21 protein-coding genes are annotated in these 20,557 nt (G+C 36.8%); 4 read left to right on the top strand and 17 right to left on the bottom strand.

Translation table 11 applies throughout. The features are described from left to right. Nucleotides 1-10: 10 nt before the first annotated feature. On the bottom strand, nt 11-2,305 hold the full coding sequence (locus tag HCB38_RS11730; RefSeq protein ID WP_185319319.1) for a ribonucleoside-diphosphate reductase subunit alpha: 2,295 nt from the start codon (nt 2,303-2,305) through the stop codon (nt 11-13). A 533-nt stretch (nt 2,306-2,838) separates the two neighbouring features. On the opposite strand from HCB38_RS11730, the gene HCB38_RS11725 reads away from it, so the two are divergent. Then, a complete protein-coding gene (locus HCB38_RS11725) occupies nt 2,839-3,180 on the top strand; it encodes a YxeA family protein (protein ID WP_185319320.1) in 342 nt (113 codons plus the stop codon). A 144-nt stretch (nt 3,181-3,324) separates the two neighbouring features. On the opposite strand, the gene HCB38_RS11720 is transcribed toward HCB38_RS11725, so the two are convergent. The 10 genes from HCB38_RS11720 to HCB38_RS11675 form a co-directional block, all read right to left on the bottom strand. Further along, nucleotides 3,325-3,510, bottom strand: a complete 186-nt coding sequence (locus HCB38_RS11720) for a CsbD family protein (protein WP_003722282.1) — start codon at nt 3,508-3,510, stop codon at nt 3,325-3,327. Between the two features lie 94 nt (nt 3,511-3,604). Further along, nucleotides 3,605-4,654, bottom strand: coding sequence for a Gfo/Idh/MocA family protein (locus HCB38_RS11715; RefSeq protein WP_185319321.1), 1,050 nt, complete (start codon nt 4,652-4,654; stop codon nt 3,605-3,607). Nucleotides 4,655-4,676: 22 nt separating this feature from the next. Next, a complete protein-coding gene (locus HCB38_RS11710; RefSeq protein ID WP_185319322.1) occupies nt 4,677-5,645 on the bottom strand; it encodes a sugar phosphate isomerase/epimerase family protein in 969 nt (322 codons plus the stop codon). A 2-nt stretch (nt 5,646-5,647) separates the two neighbouring features. Continuing rightward, nucleotides 5,648-6,370, bottom strand: a complete 723-nt coding sequence (locus tag HCB38_RS11705) for a ThuA domain-containing protein (RefSeq protein WP_185323128.1) — start codon at nt 6,368-6,370, stop codon at nt 5,648-5,650. Between the two features lies 1 nt (nt 6,371). Further along, nucleotides 6,372-7,112 (bottom strand): sugar phosphate isomerase/epimerase family protein, encoded by a 741-nt coding sequence (locus HCB38_RS11700; protein ID WP_185607837.1) that lies wholly within the window; start codon nt 7,110-7,112, stop codon nt 6,372-6,374. Between the two features lie 15 nt (nt 7,113-7,127). After that, the gene (locus HCB38_RS11695) at nt 7,128-8,204 is read right to left on the bottom strand and encodes a Gfo/Idh/MocA family protein (RefSeq protein WP_185620286.1); all 1,077 of its coding nucleotides are present in this window, start codon (nt 8,202-8,204) and stop codon (nt 7,128-7,130) included. Between the two features lie 74 nt (nt 8,205-8,278). Further along, nucleotides 8,279-9,157, bottom strand: a complete 879-nt coding sequence (gene gadR / locus HCB38_RS11690; RefSeq protein WP_185319326.1) for an acid resistance transcriptional regulator GadR — start codon at nt 9,155-9,157, stop codon at nt 8,279-8,281. A gap of 69 nt (nt 9,158-9,226) precedes the next feature. Continuing rightward, complete coding sequence (locus HCB38_RS11685) at nt 9,227-9,922, bottom strand: Crp/Fnr family transcriptional regulator (protein ID WP_185319327.1); 696 nt, start codon at nt 9,920-9,922, stop codon at nt 9,227-9,229. A gap of 252 nt (nt 9,923-10,174) precedes the next feature. Then, nucleotides 10,175-10,846 (bottom strand): cyclic nucleotide-binding domain-containing protein, encoded by a 672-nt coding sequence (locus HCB38_RS11680; protein ID WP_185319328.1) that lies wholly within the window; start codon nt 10,844-10,846, stop codon nt 10,175-10,177. Between the two features lie 66 nt (nt 10,847-10,912). After that, on the bottom strand, nt 10,913-11,530 hold the full coding sequence (locus HCB38_RS11675; RefSeq protein ID WP_185319329.1) for an MBL fold metallo-hydrolase: 618 nt from the start codon (nt 11,528-11,530) through the stop codon (nt 10,913-10,915). 131 nt (nt 11,531-11,661) lie between these two features. On the opposite strand from HCB38_RS11675, the gene gloA reads away from it, so the two are divergent. Both gloA and HCB38_RS11665 read left to right on the top strand, forming a co-directional pair. Continuing rightward, a complete protein-coding gene (gloA, locus tag HCB38_RS11670) occupies nt 11,662-12,051 on the top strand; it encodes a lactoylglutathione lyase (protein WP_010991098.1) in 390 nt (129 codons plus the stop codon). A 25-nt stretch (nt 12,052-12,076) separates the two neighbouring features. Further along, nucleotides 12,077-12,235: a hypothetical protein gene (locus tag HCB38_RS11665; RefSeq protein WP_003763485.1), complete on the top strand. Its 159-nt coding sequence runs from the start codon at nt 12,077-12,079 to the stop codon at nt 12,233-12,235. A gap of 43 nt (nt 12,236-12,278) precedes the next feature. Here the strand turns inward: HCB38_RS11665 and HCB38_RS11660 are convergent, their stop codons facing one another. The 6 genes from HCB38_RS11660 to HCB38_RS11635 form a co-directional block, all read right to left on the bottom strand. Further along, nucleotides 12,279-13,208, bottom strand: a complete 930-nt coding sequence (locus HCB38_RS11660; RefSeq protein WP_003737240.1) for a DUF561 domain-containing protein — start codon at nt 13,206-13,208, stop codon at nt 12,279-12,281. A 21-nt stretch (nt 13,209-13,229) separates the two neighbouring features. Further along, entirely contained in the window at nt 13,230-14,453 is a 1,224-nt protein-coding gene (locus HCB38_RS11655) for an L-lactate MFS transporter (protein ID WP_185319330.1), read from the bottom strand. Next, complete coding sequence (locus tag HCB38_RS11650) at nt 14,450-16,033, bottom strand: acyl CoA:acetate/3-ketoacid CoA transferase (protein WP_185638625.1); 1,584 nt, start codon at nt 16,031-16,033, stop codon at nt 14,450-14,452. The genes HCB38_RS11655 and HCB38_RS11650 overlap by 4 nt, the downstream gene beginning before the upstream one ends. A gap of 231 nt (nt 16,034-16,264) precedes the next feature. Beyond that, a complete protein-coding gene (locus HCB38_RS11645) occupies nt 16,265-17,632 on the bottom strand; it encodes a sigma-54 interaction domain-containing protein (protein ID WP_185607835.1) in 1,368 nt (455 codons plus the stop codon). 105 nt (nt 17,633-17,737) lie between these two features. Next, the gene (locus HCB38_RS11640) at nt 17,738-18,811 is read right to left on the bottom strand and encodes a GGDEF domain-containing protein (RefSeq protein WP_185638623.1); all 1,074 of its coding nucleotides are present in this window, start codon (nt 18,809-18,811) and stop codon (nt 17,738-17,740) included. Between the two features lie 179 nt (nt 18,812-18,990). Continuing rightward, entirely contained in the window at nt 18,991-19,752 is a 762-nt protein-coding gene (locus HCB38_RS11635) for an SDR family oxidoreductase (RefSeq protein ID WP_185319334.1), read from the bottom strand. A 184-nt stretch (nt 19,753-19,936) separates the two neighbouring features. Here HCB38_RS11635 and HCB38_RS11630 point away from each other — a divergent pair, with 184 nt between their 5' ends. Then, complete coding sequence (locus tag HCB38_RS11630) at nt 19,937-20,500, top strand: TetR/AcrR family transcriptional regulator (protein ID WP_185638659.1); 564 nt, start codon at nt 19,937-19,939, stop codon at nt 20,498-20,500. Nucleotides 20,501-20,557 lie beyond the last annotated feature (57 nt).

Below are 20,557 nucleotides of genomic sequence, written 5' to 3'. Positions count from 1 at the left end.
TAGAGATTTATCAGCTTGAGCACCATTCGCACTCTTCTACATCGATATCATTGGAACGGACATAGTAAGTTGTTTTAAGCCCTTCATTCCAAGCAGTCATGTGTAGTTCAAGTAGTTTACTTGCTTTAATACCACTTGGTACATAGAAGTTAAAGCTTAGTGATTGGTCTACGTGACGTTGACGACGACCGTTTTGACGTACACTTGCGAATTGGTCAACTTTATAAGCACCTTTTTCGTAGTACGGGTATGTGCTTAGGTTTAAGTCCGGTGCAATTACTGGACGACGGTAATCTTTTTTCTCTTCATAATAGAATGCGCTGTAAATTGGATCAATCGAAGCAGTTGAACCAGCAATTTGAGCAGTACTCATATTTGGCGCAACAGCTACAAGGTAAGCATTACGCAAGCCTTTTTCTGCTACTTCTTTCGCTAATTCTTGCCATTCAGGTGAGTTATAGTTACGACGTGCGAAATATTCTCCTGTATTCCAGTCACTGCCTTTGAAGACTTTGTAAGCACCTTTTTCTTGTGCTAGTTTATTACTTGCGCGAATAGCTAAATAGTTAATTTGTTCGTATAATTCATCGGCATATTTCTCAGCTTCTTCTGAGTCCCATGCGATATTTTTAAGAGCAAGCAGATGATGCCAACCGAATGTTCCAAGCCCAATCGAACGGTATTTTTGGTTCGTAATGGTTGCTTGTGGTACTGGCAGTTCGTTTAAGTCAATAACATTATCTAGCATTCGTACTTCTACTTCGATTAAACGTTCTAAAGTACCTTCTTCTTCCGCCACAACGGCACGACCTAAGTTTACAGAGGATAAGTTACATACAACAAAATCTCCCGCTTGTTTTGTAATAACGATTTGATCTCCAGAAATAATTTCTTGAATCATTTTTGTTGGGCTCATGTTTTGCATGATTTCTGTACATAAGTTACTAGAATACACCATGCCTTCATGTTTATTAGGGTTCATTCTGTTTACTTCATCACGGTAGAACATGAATGGATTCCCTGTTTCTAATTGACTCATCATAACACGTTTCATGATATCAATTGCTTTAACAATTTTTTTACTGATTGTTTCATCAGCTACTAATTCGTCATATTTTTCGCGGAAAGTACCTTCGCCTTTTGATTCATCGTAGAAATCTTGCAGGTACCAGCCTTTTTTCGCTTTTACTTCATGTGGGTCGAACAAATACCACTCGCCGCGACGTTCTACAGCTTCCATGAAAATATCCGGAATACAAACTGCTGTGAACACATCATGGGCACGTAAACGTTGATCTCCATTGTTTAAACGTAAATCAAGGAAAGATTCGATATCTTTATGAAAAACGTCTAAATAAACAGCAATCGCACCTTTACGTTGACCTAGTTGGTCTACACTCACCGCGGTATTGTTTAATTGCTTAATCCAAGGAATAACGCCACCACTTGCGCCTTTTACGCCGCGGATAGCTGCTCCTGTTGACCGAACATAACCAAGATATGCTCCAACACCGCCGCCGTGCTTAGAAACGCGAGCAACATCGGTGTTGCTGTCATAAATACCTTGCAAGCTATCATCTACTGTATCAATGAAACAACTAGATAATTGCCCACCAACTTTTCCAGCATTTGCAAGAGTTGGAGTTGCAACAGTCATATATAAATTGCTTAGCGCCCAGTAAGCTTCTTCAACTAACTTCATACGCTTTTCTTTTGGTTCGTTTTGCATTAAATAAAGGGCGATAGTTAACCAGCGCTCTTGTGGCAACTCGTACACATTACGTTCAGAGTCAGTTGCTAAATAACGTGTCGCAAGTAAATACAAACCATTATAAGTAAATAATTTATCTTTTTCAGGGTCAATTAATTTCCCTGCTGCAATCAAATCTTCTTTAGAATAATTTTTTAAAATATTACCAGAATAAATACCACGTTCGCCTAAACTTTCTTGAAGTCCAACATACGAACCATATTTATCATCATCATTATAGAAACGATTTTTACTTGCTTTTTTATATAATTTGTTTAAATAAAGGCGTGCCGCGAAATGTTCCCATTCAGGAATATGAATATCTGTACGAGCTTCAGCTTCCCTAATTAAATAATCGACTAATTCGTCAGCCGCGTAATCTTCCTTCTTCTCTACAAAATTAAAAACCTTACGTTTGTAATCTTCTAAATCAAGTTTTGGAAATTCTTCATGGATTTTCTCTAAATATCCATCCAATCGGCTTTTGTCAAAAGGTAGCTTTCTGTTTCCCCCGTCTTTCACTATGTAAGTTGTCATTTGCAATCCCCATTTCATCCTTTTTTCCTCGTTGTAAAAATATCTGATTCATTTTGCGCTTTTCATTCGTCCGCTGAACTATTTGTGGTCGTTCCATGGAGCAAAAAAATTAACTTTTAAAGGAGCAAATTCCCCTCAATAAAAGTTAAAAGGCGATGAAGCAATATTTCGCTTTCGATACTATATATAGTATAACTTTTTCATTGTGAATGCAAGATATAGTGCTTTGATTTTATCAACGAAATCTCCAAAACGACGATTACACCAAGGTTTTTAGCAAATAAAAAAATTTTCTAAGTAAATTCATGTGTTTCCTTGCACATTAAGCCACTAGAAACACCACAACTTATAGTGCCTATTTTTCTCATCATTTCTACATTTAGTAGATTAAAATACAGTTTTTTATAACTTCACAATCTTATGGTGCATTTTTATTATCATTCTGACAAAATTGTAAGGTTATAAGATGATATTGTTAGTTAACAAACAGGATATTTTTCTGCATTCATTGTAAACTTAATGTAATAAAGAAAAGGAAGGATGAAGGAGAAATGTTTACTAAAAAAAGAGTTTTGATGGTGTTAGCAACAGTTCTTCTAGCTGTTTGTGCTATTTGGGAGTATGCGATGCCAACCGATGCCGCAGTAAAATCCTACTACCTTAAAGTGGAAGACAATGGAAAAGCGGTAACAAAGAATCAATTTAAAGGTTACAAATACGTTTCTAAAGTCTATGATGATAAAGGAAAACAAAAAAATATTACTTTCTATTCTGAAAAACAACTAACTAAAAACAACCAATTTAAAGTATTAATTGGTGAAAACAAAATGGTTGTTAATTACAAAAAAATAAAAAATGTCCCAGACAAAATTAAATATTTAGCAGAACAATAAAAATGCGTTGCTATAGTCTTACAAAAAGGCTAAGCAACGCATTTTTTCTTTTATTTATTAAGTGTAACAATATGGAGGAAGACACGATTGAACTCATCTTCTATAGAAAAAACAGGCTTGAAAATTCAAGCCTGTTTTTTTAACTTATTCGGATAATTTCTTTTTAGCGTCGCCCGTTTTATCTTCTACTTCGCCTTTAGCTTTTTGAGCTTTACCTTCTACTTGTTTGCCTTTATCATCTGTTGCTTTACCGAACTTGTCTTTTGCGTCACCTACTACTTTGTCTTTAAGTCCTTTTGCTTTGTCTTTCATACCTTTATCTTCGCTCATTGATATTGCCTCCTAATTAGAATTTATTTTCTAATGAAGAATCTTTATCTCCATAGTAGTCTTTTCCACAATATAGGAAGCTAAAACATCTTTTTTAAATAGAATGGATCGTTCGATTTGTCTCAGCCGCTTCAAATATGGCTTCAATCAATTTTAAAACTTGATAAACTTCTTCATTTTGAACGATAGGTTCACTCGTATTATTTAATACATCGACAAAATTATTATAGAAAGAAGGAGCTAATTTGGCAGGTGCCGGAAGTGATAATGTATTCGTAGCTTCTTCACTTGGTGGTGCCATTGTTTTTGTTAGACCTTGACCAGCCTTAATTGGTGTTGGCTCAGATGTTTTAGCAAGGGCAGTTGGTTGGACGATTTCCCCGCTTAAATCCCAATCATGGATAATGCCAGTTCCTCCTGTCCCTTTCACATACCAGCGAGGAAGTTTAATAAAGTTCGTTGTTCCTACTTCGATTTGTGCAGTGATGCCATTTTCAAAAGTAATGAATGTTACAAAGCCGTCGTCAACTTCATCTCCAAGCGCATAGCTTAAATTAGCAGATACGGACTTCACATTACTATCCACTAGGAATAACAATTGGTCAAGTAAGTGTACACCCCAATCAAGTACCATGCCACCACCGTGCGCTTTCAAATGTCGCCAATCTCCAGGAATACCATTTGCCCCGTGGACACGTGATTCTAGATGGAATATTTCGCCAATCGTTTTTTGTTCGAACATTTCTTTAATAATAAGGAAATCTTCGTCCCAACGTCTATTTTGATGAACCATAAAATGTTTATTTACTTTTTTTGCTACATCCATAATTGCTAGCAAATCTTCACTTGTCATTGTCACTGGTTTTTCGCAAACGACGTGCTTACCAGCCTCGAGTGCGCTAATAGCCAAGTCTTTATGACTATCATTCGGCGTCGCAATAAGAACAGCATCTACTTTTTCGTCTGCTAAAACGGCTTCAAAACTTTCATAGATTGTTAAGCCTTTTTGAGCAGCGGCTTCACGTTTTTCTGCTAGAATGTCGAATACACCATGAACTTCCAAATTATCAGCAGCCGATGCAAGTGTTACATGATAGCTTCCCATTCCGCCGTAACCAACAATTACTAATTGATATTTTTTCATCCTAAGACATCCTTTCTTATTGTTAAGCCCACCACATATCTAGTGGTTTATCTTTAATTAAGATTGATTGTAGGTTTGTAACAGCTCGGTCGAATCCTTCATCAATCGACATTAATGGGTCCTCGTGTTCGATGCTGACTACATAATCATACCCATATGTTCTAAGTGCGCTCATAATATCCGACCACTCTGTCAAACTATGACCACAACCAACCGAACGGAATGTCCAACTTCTTGTTTGAACGTCACCATATGGTTGCATATCAGTTAAGCCGTACATATTGATATTATCTTGATCTAAATACGTATCTTTAGCGTGGAAATGATGAATTGCTCCAGCTTTCCCTAAGATTTTAATAGCGCCAACTGGGTCAATTCCTTGCCACCACAAATGACTTGGATCTAAATTAACGCCGATAGCGTCATTTGTTTCTTCCCGCAGTTTTAAAATGGTATATGGTGTATGGCATAAGAAACCACCGTGCAATTCAATACCAATTTTAACACCAGAAGCCGCTGCAAGTTCGCCAATTTCTTTCCAGTAAGGAATTAATTTTGTTTCCCATTGCCATGTTTTAATATCGCTATAAACAGTTGGCCAAGGAATTACCGGCCAGTTTGGCGCTTTGGCATCGTCACTATCACCAGCAGTTCCAGAAAATGTATTAACAACCGGAACGTTCATTAAAGAAGCTAGTTTGATTGATTTACGCAAAATTTCATCAGATGCTGTTGCTTCTTCCTTATTAGGAGAAATCGGGTTATCATGGCAACTAAAAGCACTAATTGTTAATCCTCGACTAGTAAATTTTTCTAAGTATTCTTTGCGAGCTGCTTCACTCGCTAAAAGTTCGTCGGTTGGACAGTGATGATTTCCAGGGTTCCCACCAGTCCCGATTTCGACAGCATCAAGTCCCGCCGCTTTTACTTTATCTAACATTTCATCTAATGATAAATTTGCAAATAATGGTGTAAATACGCCTAATTTCATTTTTATTTCCTCCCTATGTTTTCAAGTGGTTGATGATTTCCGTATGCCGGATAATTTTTTCGACCTTCTGCACACCAATGTACACCATTAATAATGACTTGTTGTATATCCGGATGGTGGTATGTTGGATAGGATTCATGGCCTGGTTGGAAATAGAAAATCCGTCCATTGCCTCTTTTATATGTGATACCACTTCGGAATACTTCTCCCCCTTCAAACCAGCCTAAGAAAATGAGTTCATCTGGTGCTGGTATATCAAAATGCTCACCATACATTTCTTCTTCATCTAATTCAATAAATTCGCCAATACCTTTTGCGATTGGATGTGTCGGGTCTACTACCCAAAGACGCTCCCTTTCATTTGCTTCACGCCATTTTAAATCACAACTCGTGCCCATTAAGCGCATAAAGATTTTTGACATATGTCCAGAATGAAGTACGATAAGCCCCATACCTTCTAAAACACGTTTTTGCACACGGTCGACAACTTTATCTTCTACTCGGTCGTGCCCCATGTGTCCCCACCAAATCAGTACGTCCGTATTCGCTAGTACTTCTTCCGTAAGTCCATGTTCCGGCTCTTCTAAAGTAGCCGTTCCTGCGTCTATTCCTGCTTTTTTTAGGAAGCTAGCAATTTGCCCATGAATTCCATCTGGATAAATGGCTAGCACTGCATCATCTTCTTTTTCGTGTAAAAATTCGTTCCACACTGTTACACGTGTCATATTATTTCTCCTCCAATACATTCGCTAAATACGTATAGCCTTTAGCAACACTTGTTAGCGGATCTTGCGTAAATGCTTCTTGTTCAATAATTAGCCATTTTGTTCCTGATTCAAGAGCTGTTTTCACGAAACCTGGAACATCAAGAACTCCTTCACCAATAATGGTACTTTCTTTGTTCATTTTCGATTTATCTTTAATATGAATAAGAGGTACACGGTTACGATATTTTTCAATAAAAGGGATAACTCCTACACCAGCATACTCTATCCAGTAAGTATCTAATTCAGCAACCATTTCCGGTACATTTTTGAGGAGGTCGTCCAAAATAATTTCACCATCTAATTTATCTAATTCGTGGGCATGATTATGATAACCAAAATGCATCCCAGTTTGTCGGATAGTTTTTGTAATTTTGCGAAGCTCTTCACCGAATTCTAGCCAGCCTTCCTTCGTTTTAAAATCTGCATACGGACAGATAATGTATTTATTACCTAATTCGCGTTCGAACAGAATTACCTTGTCTAAATCTGCTTCAAGCTGTTCTTTACTAATATGTGATCCAGCTACTTCTAGTCCCAGTCCGGCTAATTTCGCTTTAATTTCACTGGCAGATTTGCCGTAATAGCCGGCGAATTCCACACCGTCATAACCCATTTTCGCCACTTTTTCTAGCGTTCCAAAGAAGTCATCTTCGCAAGCTTCCTTAACACTCCATAACTGTAATGCAATTTTTGCTTTCATAAAGGCACTTCCTCCTTAATTAAAATAGACTGGTTGTCCTGTTTTCGATGATTCATAAATAGCTTCTAAGATTTGTGTTACAACAAGTGCTTGTTCTGGTTTTACAACAGGCTCTGTATTTTTTTCAATTGCTTCTAACCATTGTTCTGCTTCAATTAATGCAGGGTCATCGCCAGTTCCATCATAAAAATCAACGCCGCCTGCTTCTAATTGAATTTTCTTTTCGTACATTTGGCTGTGTGCTTCGCCATTAATTCGTAAACCGTCTTCCATATCCGCGCCGCCTTCTGTTCCTGATAGCGACGTTCTCGCTTCACCAACATCAAGTGTGTTAAGCGCCCAACTTGCTTCTAATACAATTGTCGCTCCATTTTCCATTGTGATAAAACCAAAAGCAGAATCTTCTACTGTAAATTTACTTGGATCCCATGAGCCCCATGCATTTGCTGCATTTTCTTTTTTTGCAAGTTTATGATAACTGTTTCCTACGACATATTTCGGTTTATAATTGTCCATCATCCAAAGCGTCAAATCAAGTGCATGCGTTCCAATATCAATAAGTGGTCCGCCACCTTGGGCTTCTTCATCTAAAAACACACCCCAAGTTGGTACAGCTCGGCGACGAATCGCTTTTGCTTTTGCAAAATAGATATCGCCTAATTCGCCGTTCTCGCACACTTGATGTAAGTAATCCGAGTCTTTGCGGAATCTATTTTGGTAACCAATAGTTAGCTTTTTTCCTGTACGTTTTGCAGCTTCAATCATACTTTTCGCTTCTGCTGTAGTTTTCGCCATGGGTTTTTCGCACATGACGTGTTTTCCTGCTTCCATTGCTGCAATAGAAATCTCCGCATGGGAAATATTTGGTGTACAAACATGGATGACATCAATGGATTTATCTTGAAGCAATTCTATATAGTTTGTGTATACGCTTGCATTTTCACTGCCAAATTCTTTTGCTGCTACTTTCGCTTTTTCTAAAACGATATCGCAAAAAGCAACCATTTCTGCTTTCTCAGCTTTTAATAAACTTGGCATATGCTTCCCGTTTGCAATGCCTCCACAACCAATAATCCCAACTTTTAATGTCATAATAAAAAACCTCCAATAGTTTTGATAGTTACATCATACAAAACTACTCGAGGTAAATCTTCCTAATTTATTGCTTAATTATTCCCGTATATTGTCTTTCTATATTTTAATGGTGCGATACCCATTGCTCGTTTGAAGGCATGATGGAAGGTTTTCACGCTACTAAACCCAGCTAATTCGGCCACTTCTGTTACAGGGAATGCCTCATTTAACAGCATCCATTTCGCTTTATTTAAACGGTAATCATTTAAAAAAGTCACAAATGTCATGCCTGTATTTCGTTTAAAGAATTTCGTGAAGTAATACGTACTAAATCCAGTATAATCTGCTACTTCTTGTAGACTAACCGGTTCTTGATAATGCTTTTCTACATAGGAAAAAATTTGATCTAGCTTTTGAAGTGTTTCTTTTGATTTAAGCACAGCTTGTTCAGAAATCACACTATCAGGTTGCGTTTTTTTCTGCGGTATTTCGCGATAAATTAAACCGATAATCGCTAGCAAATCTGCTTTAAGAATATAATGTTTGCCAGGTAAATCATTGCTTGATTCTAAATGGATATTTGTAATAAGTGATTGCATCTTCGCAGTCGTTTCTTCAGACCAATCTCGACTTAAACGAGCCATCTCCGTGAGCATTTCTCGAAGCGAGTCATTTTGTCCATCCATTTGCATTTCTTCTTGAAATAGGCTTAAATCAAATTGAATAACGATACGTTCACTATTTGGTGAAGCTAAAAAATAATGGACATCTCCGCCATTAATAATTTGAATTTCGCCTTCATGAAGTTGAATCGGCATGTCATTTACGCCAAGGTTAAGACTGCCTTTTAATGCATAAATAATCTCGATTTCTTTATGCCAATGAGGATAAACAAGGACTCCTCCTTCGTTGATAAAAGAACGAAATGGGAAAGCTTTATTTAATTCTGGGATTTCCAAGTATTCACTCATAGTGGAACTCCTTTTTTTCTTTCATTTTAGCATAAAAAAGAAGACAGCCGTTAGACTATCTTCCTTTATTTATAAAATTAATGATTCGTATGGAATTTCATTGAATAGTTTTTCTACATTAATAATCAAAGGAATTTTAGTATTTAATAGATAACCTTCTTTTTTTAGTTCGCTAAGTGTCAGACTAAGATATTCTCTTGTGATTCCCATAAACTTAGATAAAAATGTAGTAGATAATTCTTGCGGAATTTGAATATTATCACCGTTTGAAATACCATATTCATAGCCAATTGCAGCAATCACATGCTTAACACGGTCTTTAACTTTTAGCGTATTCAATAAGCAGCGACGTTGCAATATCATAATTTCTTTTTTAGACTGATACAACATAAATTCTTCAATACTTACATGTTTCTCTACCATAAAAATAAAAAAATCTCTATCAACTGCAGTAATAACACTAGAACTAGGCGATAATAATTTTGCGCTAATATTACGTTTTAAATCTGGGGACATAAAAGATGAAAAATTGCATACATCACCATGCTTCAATAATTGATCATAGCCTATATAATCATCTATTTGTGTTCCTTTCATAACAATCCCTTTTTCAACAAAATAGATTCCTGTTACAAAATCAACATCAAACAGCTCATTTTTAGAAAGCTTAATACTCATACTATGTTTAGCAAAATCTCCAGACTTCTTACAAAAATGAAGTGGATTGGTCAAAATTTCATGTTGTCTTTTTTCTAATGTGTTCATTGCAAATTCCTCCTCTAAAGTATAATATCACAGAATGAAAACACTCTAGAGAAGGTATAAATCAAATAAAATAACATTATTAGCATAAAACAAGATTTTTTTCACTATTATATAGTTAAAACCAACATTTTTTAGGTATAAAATAGCTAAATAAGTACTTTTTGTGACATTTTTTATCACGTTTTTTTAGATACTTTTTTAATTTTTCCACCTTTTACAGCAATAAAATCAATAAATATTAAGTTTTATAAGTTATAACGCATCCATTTTTTTAATTATCCATGGCTTATGACTATCATCTAAAATTCCATCTTTTCTTAATTTCAATACGATAATATTTGTATATTCTCTTGTAGTATTTGCATATTGAGCTAAAATAGAATTATTAATTTCATCTGGTAAAATATATTCTTTATCTTTCGTTACTCTTCCCATATATAAACCAACTTCTTTAAGACAAGCTCTAATACGAAGTTCTTTTTTCATAAAAGTACGTTTACTAGCTTTAAAATAAACTTTTCTTGTGTATAGTAAGTTCGACAATAAGAAATTAGCTTTTTGATTAGTTTCGTCTAACACTCGCCCAACAAAATCAGGATCAAGCACCCAGCAACGAACTTGAGTTAAACAGCGTAAAAAAGCATCTTCCGGTTCTTCTTGGATTAATGGAATTAAATTAATAGCAACCTCACTACTAACAAAACTAATAATTCCAAAGTCGCCATATTCATTTTTGAGGCAATAAGCAAAATAACCACTTTCCACTAGATAAATCTTGAAGTTTTTGTTATCATTCATTTTGATTTCTTTCCCTCTTGGAAAAATTTCTTGGTAACAATGTTCATGAAAATCTATATCTTTTTTTAGTAATTGGAGTAGGGCTTTAGTTGTCGTATCTTTGAAAATTTCTTCATCTGAATGCATGTTCTAACATCCTCTCTATATTAATTACAAAAAAACTGCAGACTAGATGCTTCTGCAAGTTCTTTTTTAGTTGAAATATGGGTTTGTTTTCTTTTCATGTCCGATAGTAGTTGCATCTCCGTGTCCTGAATAAGCTGCTAAATCATCTGGTAGTATAAATAATTGTGTTTTAATACTATTAATTAATGTATCAAAATCTCCTGTATATAAATCAGTTCGACCAATGCTTCCTTTAAAGAGCGCATCACCTACTACTACAAAATCATCAAAAATAAAACTTACACTGCCGATTGAATGGCCTGGTGTCGGAACTACTTTAAAGCGAAAACCTTCTATATTATACTCACCCAATGTAAACTCGTATTCAGCAGGCTCTGCAATAATTGCTTTTCCAGCGATTTGCGCAGATAGGTTTAAATCTGGATTGGAAAGCCATTCTTGTTCTAAGGGGCTAACATATACCGGGATTTGATAAGTCGAGCGAATTTCTTCTAAAGCGCCAATATGATCATAGTGACAATGCGTTAGTAAAACAGCAATCGGTTTCACTCCTAGACTAGCAATTTCCGCTTCAATTTTATTAGCTTCTTCGCCCGGATCAACAATTAATGCTAAATTATCTTGATAAATGATATAACAATTTTCTTGGATTATTCCTGTCATAATTCGTTTGATTTTTGTCATTTCACTTCCGCCTTTCTTCACAATCATCATTATACCGAAAAAGTGGCTTTACTTCCATCAATATTCCTTGTTTGTATTCACTTCCGAGATATACTACAATGAAGAAAGAAGTTTAAAAGGAGGAAGAAAAAATGACTGCAAAAATGTTACATACGTGTATCCGCGTAAAAAATCTAACTGAATCCATTGCTTTTTATGAAAAAGCATTAGGGTTAAAAGAAGTTCGTCGTAAAGATTTCCCTGATTTCGAATTCACTTTAGTTTATATGGCGTTTGAAGAAGGCGGTTTTGAACTAGAATTAACATACAACTATGACCAAAAAGAAGCTTACGACTTAGGAAACGGTTATGGCCATTTAGCTGTTGGCGTTCCTGATGTACGTGCTTTACTTGAGGAACATAAAGAAGCTGGTTACACCGTTACAGACTTAAAAGGACTTCCAGGTGAAGATCCATTCTATTACTTCTTAACAGATCCAGATGGTTATAAAACAGAAATCATTCAAGATGGCGCTTTATAATTAGAAAGAGAACTGGAGACTTCTAATGATAAAATATTTCATAATTATTTTAATTGCATTAGCCATCAATGGGATTAGTTTTCTATTCCATAATGATGTAGCTAATCTTATCGCTGTTATCATTACAGCAGTATTGCTCGTTTATTTAATGGTAGATTTAACCAAAATGTATCGACGCAAATGAAAAAGGGCCAGCAAAATCTATTAGATTCTGCTGGCCCTTTTTATTATTGAATGACTAGGTTACTTGCGACTTGTTTTGACTCTTTCATCAGATTTTCGATAATATCACTTGTGGAACGAATTTCAGTTAACATTCCGCAAATTTGTCCAGCCATGACGGAACCATTTTCGACATCACCTTCATGGACTGCTTTTCTAAGGGAGCCAAGTGTTAATTCTTCTAATTTATCTCTAGAAGCATTTTCGTTTTCTAGTTCTACATATTTTTGAATCATTGGGTTTTTAATACTTCTAACTGGCGCACCATTTCGGCGGCCTGTTACAGTTGTGCTCGTATCCGTTGCGTCAAGTACCGCTTGCTTAAAGCTAGCTGGAACCGGGCATTCCTCAGCAACAAGGAAAAGTGTGCCGATTTGGACACCACTTGCGCCTAACGCATAAACTGCAGCCATTCCGTGACCATCTGCAATTCCGCCTGCTGCAATGACAGGGATATTTACTGCTGAAACGACTTGACGAACGAGTGCCATTGTTGTAGTTTCTCCAACATGTCCCCCTGCTTCTGTACCCTCTGCAACAACTGCATCTACACCGATTTCTTCCATTTTTTGTGCAATTTTTACAGATGGGATAACAGCGATAACTTTAATTCCAGCTGCTTTAAATTTTTCCATAAATGGTTTAGGTGTTCCTGCCCCAGTTGTAACAACTCGCACATCTTCTTCAATAATGACATCTACAAGTTCTGGACAATTTGGCATCATCAACATGATATTTACAGCGAACGGTTTCGTTGTTTTTTCTTTACAAAGACGAATTTGTTCTCGTAATGTGTCTGCTGACATTCCACCTGATGCGATAATTCCTAGCCCACCTGCATTTGATACCGCCGAAGCTAATTCATATGTGGCAATTTGTGCCATTGCCCCTTGTAAAATTGGATATTTGATTTGTAGCATTTCAGTTAAACTCATTTTCTTTTCTCCTCTCTATTTTTACGCTAATTCTTTAGTTGGTTGTTTTTTCTCACGTAATTTATAAACAATATTAATACAAAGTCCTACAGCAGCAAGGGCGATAGCTATATAGAAAGCTTGTGTGAAGTCGCCACCGTTTTGACCGGCGATTTGCGCTGCCATTTTTGGAGCAAAGAAGGCAGCTGTAGAATAACCAATGAAGACGATTCCGTAGTTGACGCCTTGATTTTTCGGACCGTAATTTTCCATAACAATAGATGGAAAAACACCCATTGTACCACCAAAACAAAGTCCAAGTCCGATGATTCCAATAACAAAACCTACAACAGACTGAAGAGTTGCAAGTGCGAATAAAGATAGAGCAATTACTGTATAAATAATCATTAAAGTATTAGATCTACCCAGACGGTCAGATACAGCACCCCAAACTACTCGACCTAAACAGTTGCTTAGTGAATAAATACTAACGTAAGCAGCAGCCGATGCAGCCGTTAAGCCAAACATATTTTGACCAATTAAAGATGCATTAGAAGCAATCATCAAGCCTGAAAACGCACCAATACCTAGCATTAAAAGAATCAGATAAAAAGTAACTGTTCGAACCATTCCCGTCCAAGGTACATTTACCATGCCAGCTGCATTTCCAGCAGGTGGCGTCCAACCTTTTGGTGCATAACCAGCTGGTGCAACGCGAATAAGGAAACTACATCCAATGACAACTGCGATATAAACAGCTCCCATAATTTTAAATGCTGTCATTACGTTATATGTTTCAATTAAGTGGTTCGCAATCGGTGCAGCAATAATTGTCGCTCCACCCATCCCAGCAGTAATAAGTCCAGAAGCAAGACCACGTTTATCTGGGAAAAGTCGAATCGTGTTGCTCAGACATCCTGAATATGCAAAGCCTTGTCCAAGCCCAGCAAGGACACCATAAGATAAGTAAAGCATTGTGGTCGAGGTAGCAAAGCCTGTTAGCGCAAAACCAAGCCCGAACAGTATACCTCCAATTAAAATGGCCCATTTTGCTTTCCCTTTATCCGTTAAAATCCCACCTAAAATAGTTGGAATCGGCCCAATCGCCGCATTAATTGTAAATGCCATCATAACTTGTGGAATTGTCCAGCCATGAGCAGCACTAAGCGGTCCAGCAAATACACTAAATGCGTATACTGCCCCAGTACAAAGTAGAACGCCAACAGAACCAATTAAGACTCCCCAACGGTTTATTTCTTTTGTCATATAGATACTCCCTCTCTTGTTTGTTTTTCAATAATAGCTTTTAAACCGCCCCATTGTTTGCTAAACATACCGCTATCCATTACTTTTAAATCACTTGCAATAACGGGTTCGAATTCCATTTGTCCAAGAATATCTTTTTCCAAATCAACTCCTGGTGCGATTTCTGTTAGAACCATTTTGCCATTTTCTAAACGGAATACAGCTCGCTCTGTCACATAAAGGATGATTTGGTCAGTCGTTGAAGCGTATTCGCCACTAAATGTGATTTGTTGAACTTGTTTGATAAACTTTTTAGCTTTTCCTTCTTGTAAAATCTCTAATTTGCCATCAGCTACACGCGTCTTTAAACCACCTGCTGTAAAAGTTCCAGCAAAAATTAATTTTTTCGCTGATTGAGAAATATTAATAAATCCACCGCAGCCAGCAACTCTTGAGCCAAACTTGCTGACATTCACATTACCTGATTCATCTGTTTGCGCCAAACCAAGTACGGATAAATCAAGTCCACCACCATCGTAAAAATCGAACTGCGAATGATGATCGACAATAGCTTCACTGTTATAAGCATGACCAAAATCTGCTAAACCAGCTGGAACACCGCCAACAGATCCTGCTTCCGTTGTTAGTATTAATTGGTCACTCACGCCTTCTTCCGCTGCAACAGTTGAGACGTTCACTGGAATTCCTACACCTAAATTTAGAATGGTTTGTGGTTCTAGTTCTGCTGCTGAACGACGTGCAATCACTTTACGGTCATCTAACGGAAGTGGTTCAATATCTCCGAGTGGAACTTGAATATGCCCAGAAAATGCTGGGTTGTACTGCGTATTTTCAGTTTGGAAATGATTTTCTGGTTCTGAAATAACAATATGATCAACTAAAATCCCAGGAACGCGGACATCTTTTGGATTAAGCGACCCTTTTTTAGCGACTGATTCTACCTGAGCGATAACAATTCCGCCTGAATTTCGAACTGCCTGCGCGATTGGTAAGACTTCCATATGTAAGCCTTCTTTTTCTAAAGTTAAGTTACCAAATTCATCTGCCACAGTTCCTCGAATGAGCGCAACTTGAATTGGAAAACTTGGATAAAATAGCCATTCTTCGTCGTGAATCGTCAATAGCTCGACTAAGTTATCTGTGGAACTCGCGGACATTTTTGCCCCTTCAATACGTGGATCTACAAATGTTCCCATACCAATTTTTGTAATAACGCCTGGTCGTTTAGCAGCAATTTCCCGGTAAAGTTGCGTAATTACACCTTGTGGTAAATTGTATGCTTCACACTTGTCTTCTTCAATTAATTTCGCCATTTTAGGAGAAGCAATCGCAATCCCGCCAATCCAGCGTTTAATCAATCCTTCATGTCCCCAGTGACTCATTCCTTTTTCCCTGCGATCACCAAGCGCACTAGCATGCATAACTGTCAGATTACGCGGAGCACCTTCTTCTAAAAAACGCTTTTCAACCGCGATAGCCATTTCTTCATTAACACAAGCTAAACCGAAACCACTAAAAGCAACAGTATCGCCATCTTTTATTAATTTTGCTGCTTCACTTGCTTTTATTACTTTTGACAAATTCCTCACTCCTCATTTGTTCAATTATTCACATAAATTTGTAATGATATGCAATTACTTATAAAGCAACTTTCGTGCCAATATTAAAAATGGCTCTATATCAGCTTTCATAAATTTAAGCGTTAGTAATTGTCGCAAGAAAGCGACATAAAAATTAGTACCACTACAAATAACAGTCGCGAAAACGCAACAAAAAAAACCTAATCGCGTATTCCGATTAGGTTTTCTAAATTAATGAAGTGTTTTTAGTTTTCGATATAAGACAGAGCGATGAATCCCAAGCACACTAGCTGCTTTTGTCACGTTTCCATCACTTTCTTCGAGCACTCGCAAAATAAAGTGTTTTTCCACGTCTTGTAAATAATCTTTTAGATGAAGTGATTCTTTTTTCGTTTGCTCTTTAAAATGTAAGTCTAGTGCAAAATCATCTGTTTCCGCAACTGTCACTTCTTTATTTCCAGACATAACAACTAAGCGTTCAATCTGGTTTCTAAGTTCACGTACATTTCCTGGCCAGTTATGAGAAAGTAATTCTTTCGTTTTATCGCCGCTTAACTGAAAATCTTTTTGATACTTTTGATTAAATTTTTGAATGAACTGACGTGCAAGACCAATAATATCTTGCGGTCGCTCTCTGAGTGCTGGAATGTGAACCGGCACTACGTTAATACGATAATATAAATCACGCCTAAACGTTCCTTTTTCAACCATTTCGCCAAGATTTCGATTGGTCGCTGAAATAAGTCTAAAGCGGCGTTTCGTCTCGGTTGTCGAACCAAGCCTTCTTACCTCACCAGTTTCAAGAACTCGGAGCATTTTCGCTTGAAGTTCTAGTGGCATTTCAGAAATTTCATCTAAAAACAATGTACCACCATCAGCTAGTTCAAGCATCCCGGGCTTTTCGATATCAGCACCGGTAAATGAGCCTTTTTCATGTCCGAAAAGCTCAGATTCAAATAGCGCTTTTGGTATCGCCGCACAGTTAATCGAAATAAATGGCCCAGCAGCTTGTTCACTTTTTTCATGAATATAGCGCGACAAAACTTCTTTACCAGTACCAGACTCTCCGTATAATAGAACCTTACTGTCAAACGGAGCTATTTGGTTGCACACCCGAACTATTTGCTTCATCGCGACGCTCTCCGCTACTATCACGGTACCATCATTTTCCTTATAATCTTCAAGAAGAAGTGACTCTTTATTGCCCGAAATTGCCTCCCCTCGCCATGTTTTAAAACTATCTGGTTGCGTTTCATCTGACATAGTAACAACTAGATGGACTGTGCCATCTGGGTAAAGAATTGGGGTAGAAGTCGAACGAATACTAAAACCTTTCTTCGTATTGATAACCTTAGTTTTCTTTTGTTTGGTGCGGATTGCTTCTAGTGTGACAGAATCATTGTACACACCGTCTTCCACTAAATCTCTTACATTACAACGGAGTAATTCTTCGAGCGACATTCCGACAGTAAGTGCAGTGAATTTATTCGAAATTAAAATATTACCGTCTGCATCTGTGACAAAAAGCGTTGTCGGCATGTCCTTGTTTAATTCGCCAAATGACTGTACTCCCAGCAAGTTATCCATTAAGTCAAACATTAAAAGCTCATCCTTTTGGACTAGTTTCCTAGTTATTTGCTCATCATTACACAATCTATTATAACATAAGACATCTACTAGAAGTACTCGTTTTTTTGCGACACGCTAATTTCTATCAGCAACACAAACTCGATTTCGACCTGTTAATTTTGCTTTATACAGAGCGTCATCGGCAGATTTAAACAAACCTTCACTAGTATTAGCACCATCTTTACTACTACTAACTCCAACGGAAATCGTAATTTTCACTAGTTTTCCACTTGGTATAATAAAATCGTGCTCTTCTGTTTCTCTACGAACTTGTTCAGCAAAAAAATTACCTTTTTCAATCGGACAATCTAATAAGACAATGGAAAATTCTTCCCCGCCATTTCTAAAAGCCTCTGAACCATCTGATGTATTTCGTTTTAAAATAATAGCTAATTGTTTCAAAATGGCGTCACCAGCGTCATGGCCATATGTATCGTTAATATTTTTAAAGTAATCAATATCGATTAACATTAATGTTACTTGTCTACTACCAGCATCCATCACATGGTTGATTTTTTCATCAAATTGCCTTACATTCGATAACCGAGTCAGATAATCAAGCGTAGAGTCTTGTTCGTATTTTTGAAATAATTGCTTTGATTTAATCATATTCTTCATTAAACCTGCGGAAACAGCGCCAATTACAAGCGCGATTGATACAAATGTAAACATATTAACCCAGAAGTCTGGCTCTTTTGCTAAAATCAAATGTAAGTTCACGACTACAAAACCGCATGCAATAATATTTAAAATAAAAACGCCCCAAATACTATATTTTTCCAATCGTTTGCTAAAAAGAGCTGTTATGACGCCAATTAACATCATCACTATTCCAGCCATCACTGCTGCCACATTCACTGATATTATAAAGCGTGAAGCTGTAATAATAACTGCAGAAACAATTGCAGGAATTGGACCACCGTAAAACCCTACCATAATAATAGGAATATGACGCAAATCAACAATCACATTATTTGAAATCGGTATCCCAAAAATCATTAGAGCAAATCCAAGTAATCCCGCCCATACGCCTACTCCCATTTTTCTATTTGTCGATAATTCTTTTGTAATTGGTTCTTTATAAACTAATGAAATAATATAAAACCCTGCGAGTAATATCGCTGCATTACTTACCAACTGTTCAACCAAAAAGCATCCCCGCCTTTCACTTTGTTATTCAAATACCCCATTATGCTCACAACTATTCATTCATACTCTTTACACAAAGAAACAACCCCTAAATGCGAAGTTGTTAAAAAATATCTATCTGTTTATTTTCTCATAAAAAATCCGCAAAAGAAAATATTTCTCATGCGGATTTATTTTATTTAATAAGCTGTCCACCCAGCATCTGCTGTAATTACCGTACCGTTAACAAAACTAGCATCATCCGAAGCTAAAAACAGAGCTACTTTAGCAATTTCAGAAGCATCACCAGCTCGAGGGTTTGTTCCCATTCCAATCATAGCTCGTTCTTGCCCAAATTGATCTGGAGCATAAATAGTAGTACCAATATTTGTATTGACAGCTCCAGGCGCTATAGCATTACAACGGATATTTTTATTAGCATACTGGAAGCCAACATTTTTTGTAAAACCAACGACAGCATGTTTAGAAGCTGTATACGCTGCCCCTGCTCTTGAACCAAACAAACCTCCAGCAGATGCAATATTAACGATAACTCCTTGTCCCTTTTCTTCAAAAATATGAAGTGCTTTTCTAGTTGCTCGCATTACTCCAGTTGTATTTATCGCAAACACTTTATCCCATAGCTCATCTGTTAATTCACCGGCCGGAACAAAATTATCCATGATGCCCGCATTGTTTACTAAAATATCTAATGTTCCATATGTCTCAGTAGCTTTGTTAATCATGCTTTCAATATCATCTTGTTTCGTTACATTCGCAACAACCGCAAGTGCTGTACCTTGTTCTTTTTCAATTAAAGCTACTGTTTCTTGTGCCGCCTCTAAATTTAAATCCGCAACAACAACTTTCGCTCCTTCTTTCGCAAAAAGAATGGCAATTTGTTGCCCCATTCCAGAAGCTGCCCCTGTTACCACTGCTACTTTTCCAGTTAATTTCCCCATAAATAACTTCCTCCTTCACTTTTATTACGCTAAGAAAGATAAATATCTATCCTTCTTATTTCAATTATATCCCCGCAGTAAAACGCTTTCAATATGTAAAGAAAGCCTGTTTTGTTGATTAAGCAACACTTTTGCGTTATATGTATAGTAATAGGAAATTTTCTCAGATGGGGGTTTCAAAATGATGGATAGAAGGATTAAAAAAACAAAGCAAGCCTTAAACCAAGCTTTATTTACTCTTCTTGATGAAAAACCTTTTCAACAGATTACTATTACGGATATTGTTACAGTAGCAGATGTTAATCGAGGCACTTTCTATAAACATTACCGTGACAAAGAAGAACTTTTAGATAGTATTATTGATGAAGTGCTGGCTGATTTACAAAAAGCGTATCAAGACCCTTATACACATAAGACGCCTTTTTCCATCCAAACACTTACACCTTCCATGATAAAAATTTTTGATCATGTTTACGGTCATCAAGCTTTTTATACACAAGTTATAAAATCAACAATCCGTCCCAGTTTTCAAAATCAAGTTTGTGATGTTATACGGGAACTTATTTTAAATGACTTTGACTATTCAGCTGATAAATCGAGGATAGAGCCCGTGTTACTTGCGTCTTATCAAGCACATGCGATTTTCGGCATGATTGTTTTTTGGGCAGAAGAAAGTTTTGCTCATTCACCGGCGTTTATGTCAGAGCAACTTCTTCATATTATTCAGGCTAAAAATCCAATCGTATAATTCTTACATATTTGTTATATTATTTTCCTTTTTTGTAACTTGAAACGAGGGCTTCAA

It is taken from the genome of Listeria farberi, assembly GCF_014229295.1.
GTDB classification, from domain to species: Bacteria; Bacillota; Bacilli; order Lactobacillales; family Listeriaceae; genus Listeria; species Listeria farberi.
The sequence above is the reverse complement of the archived record's forward strand: the minus strand, read 5'-3'. Positions and strand labels throughout refer to the sequence as shown.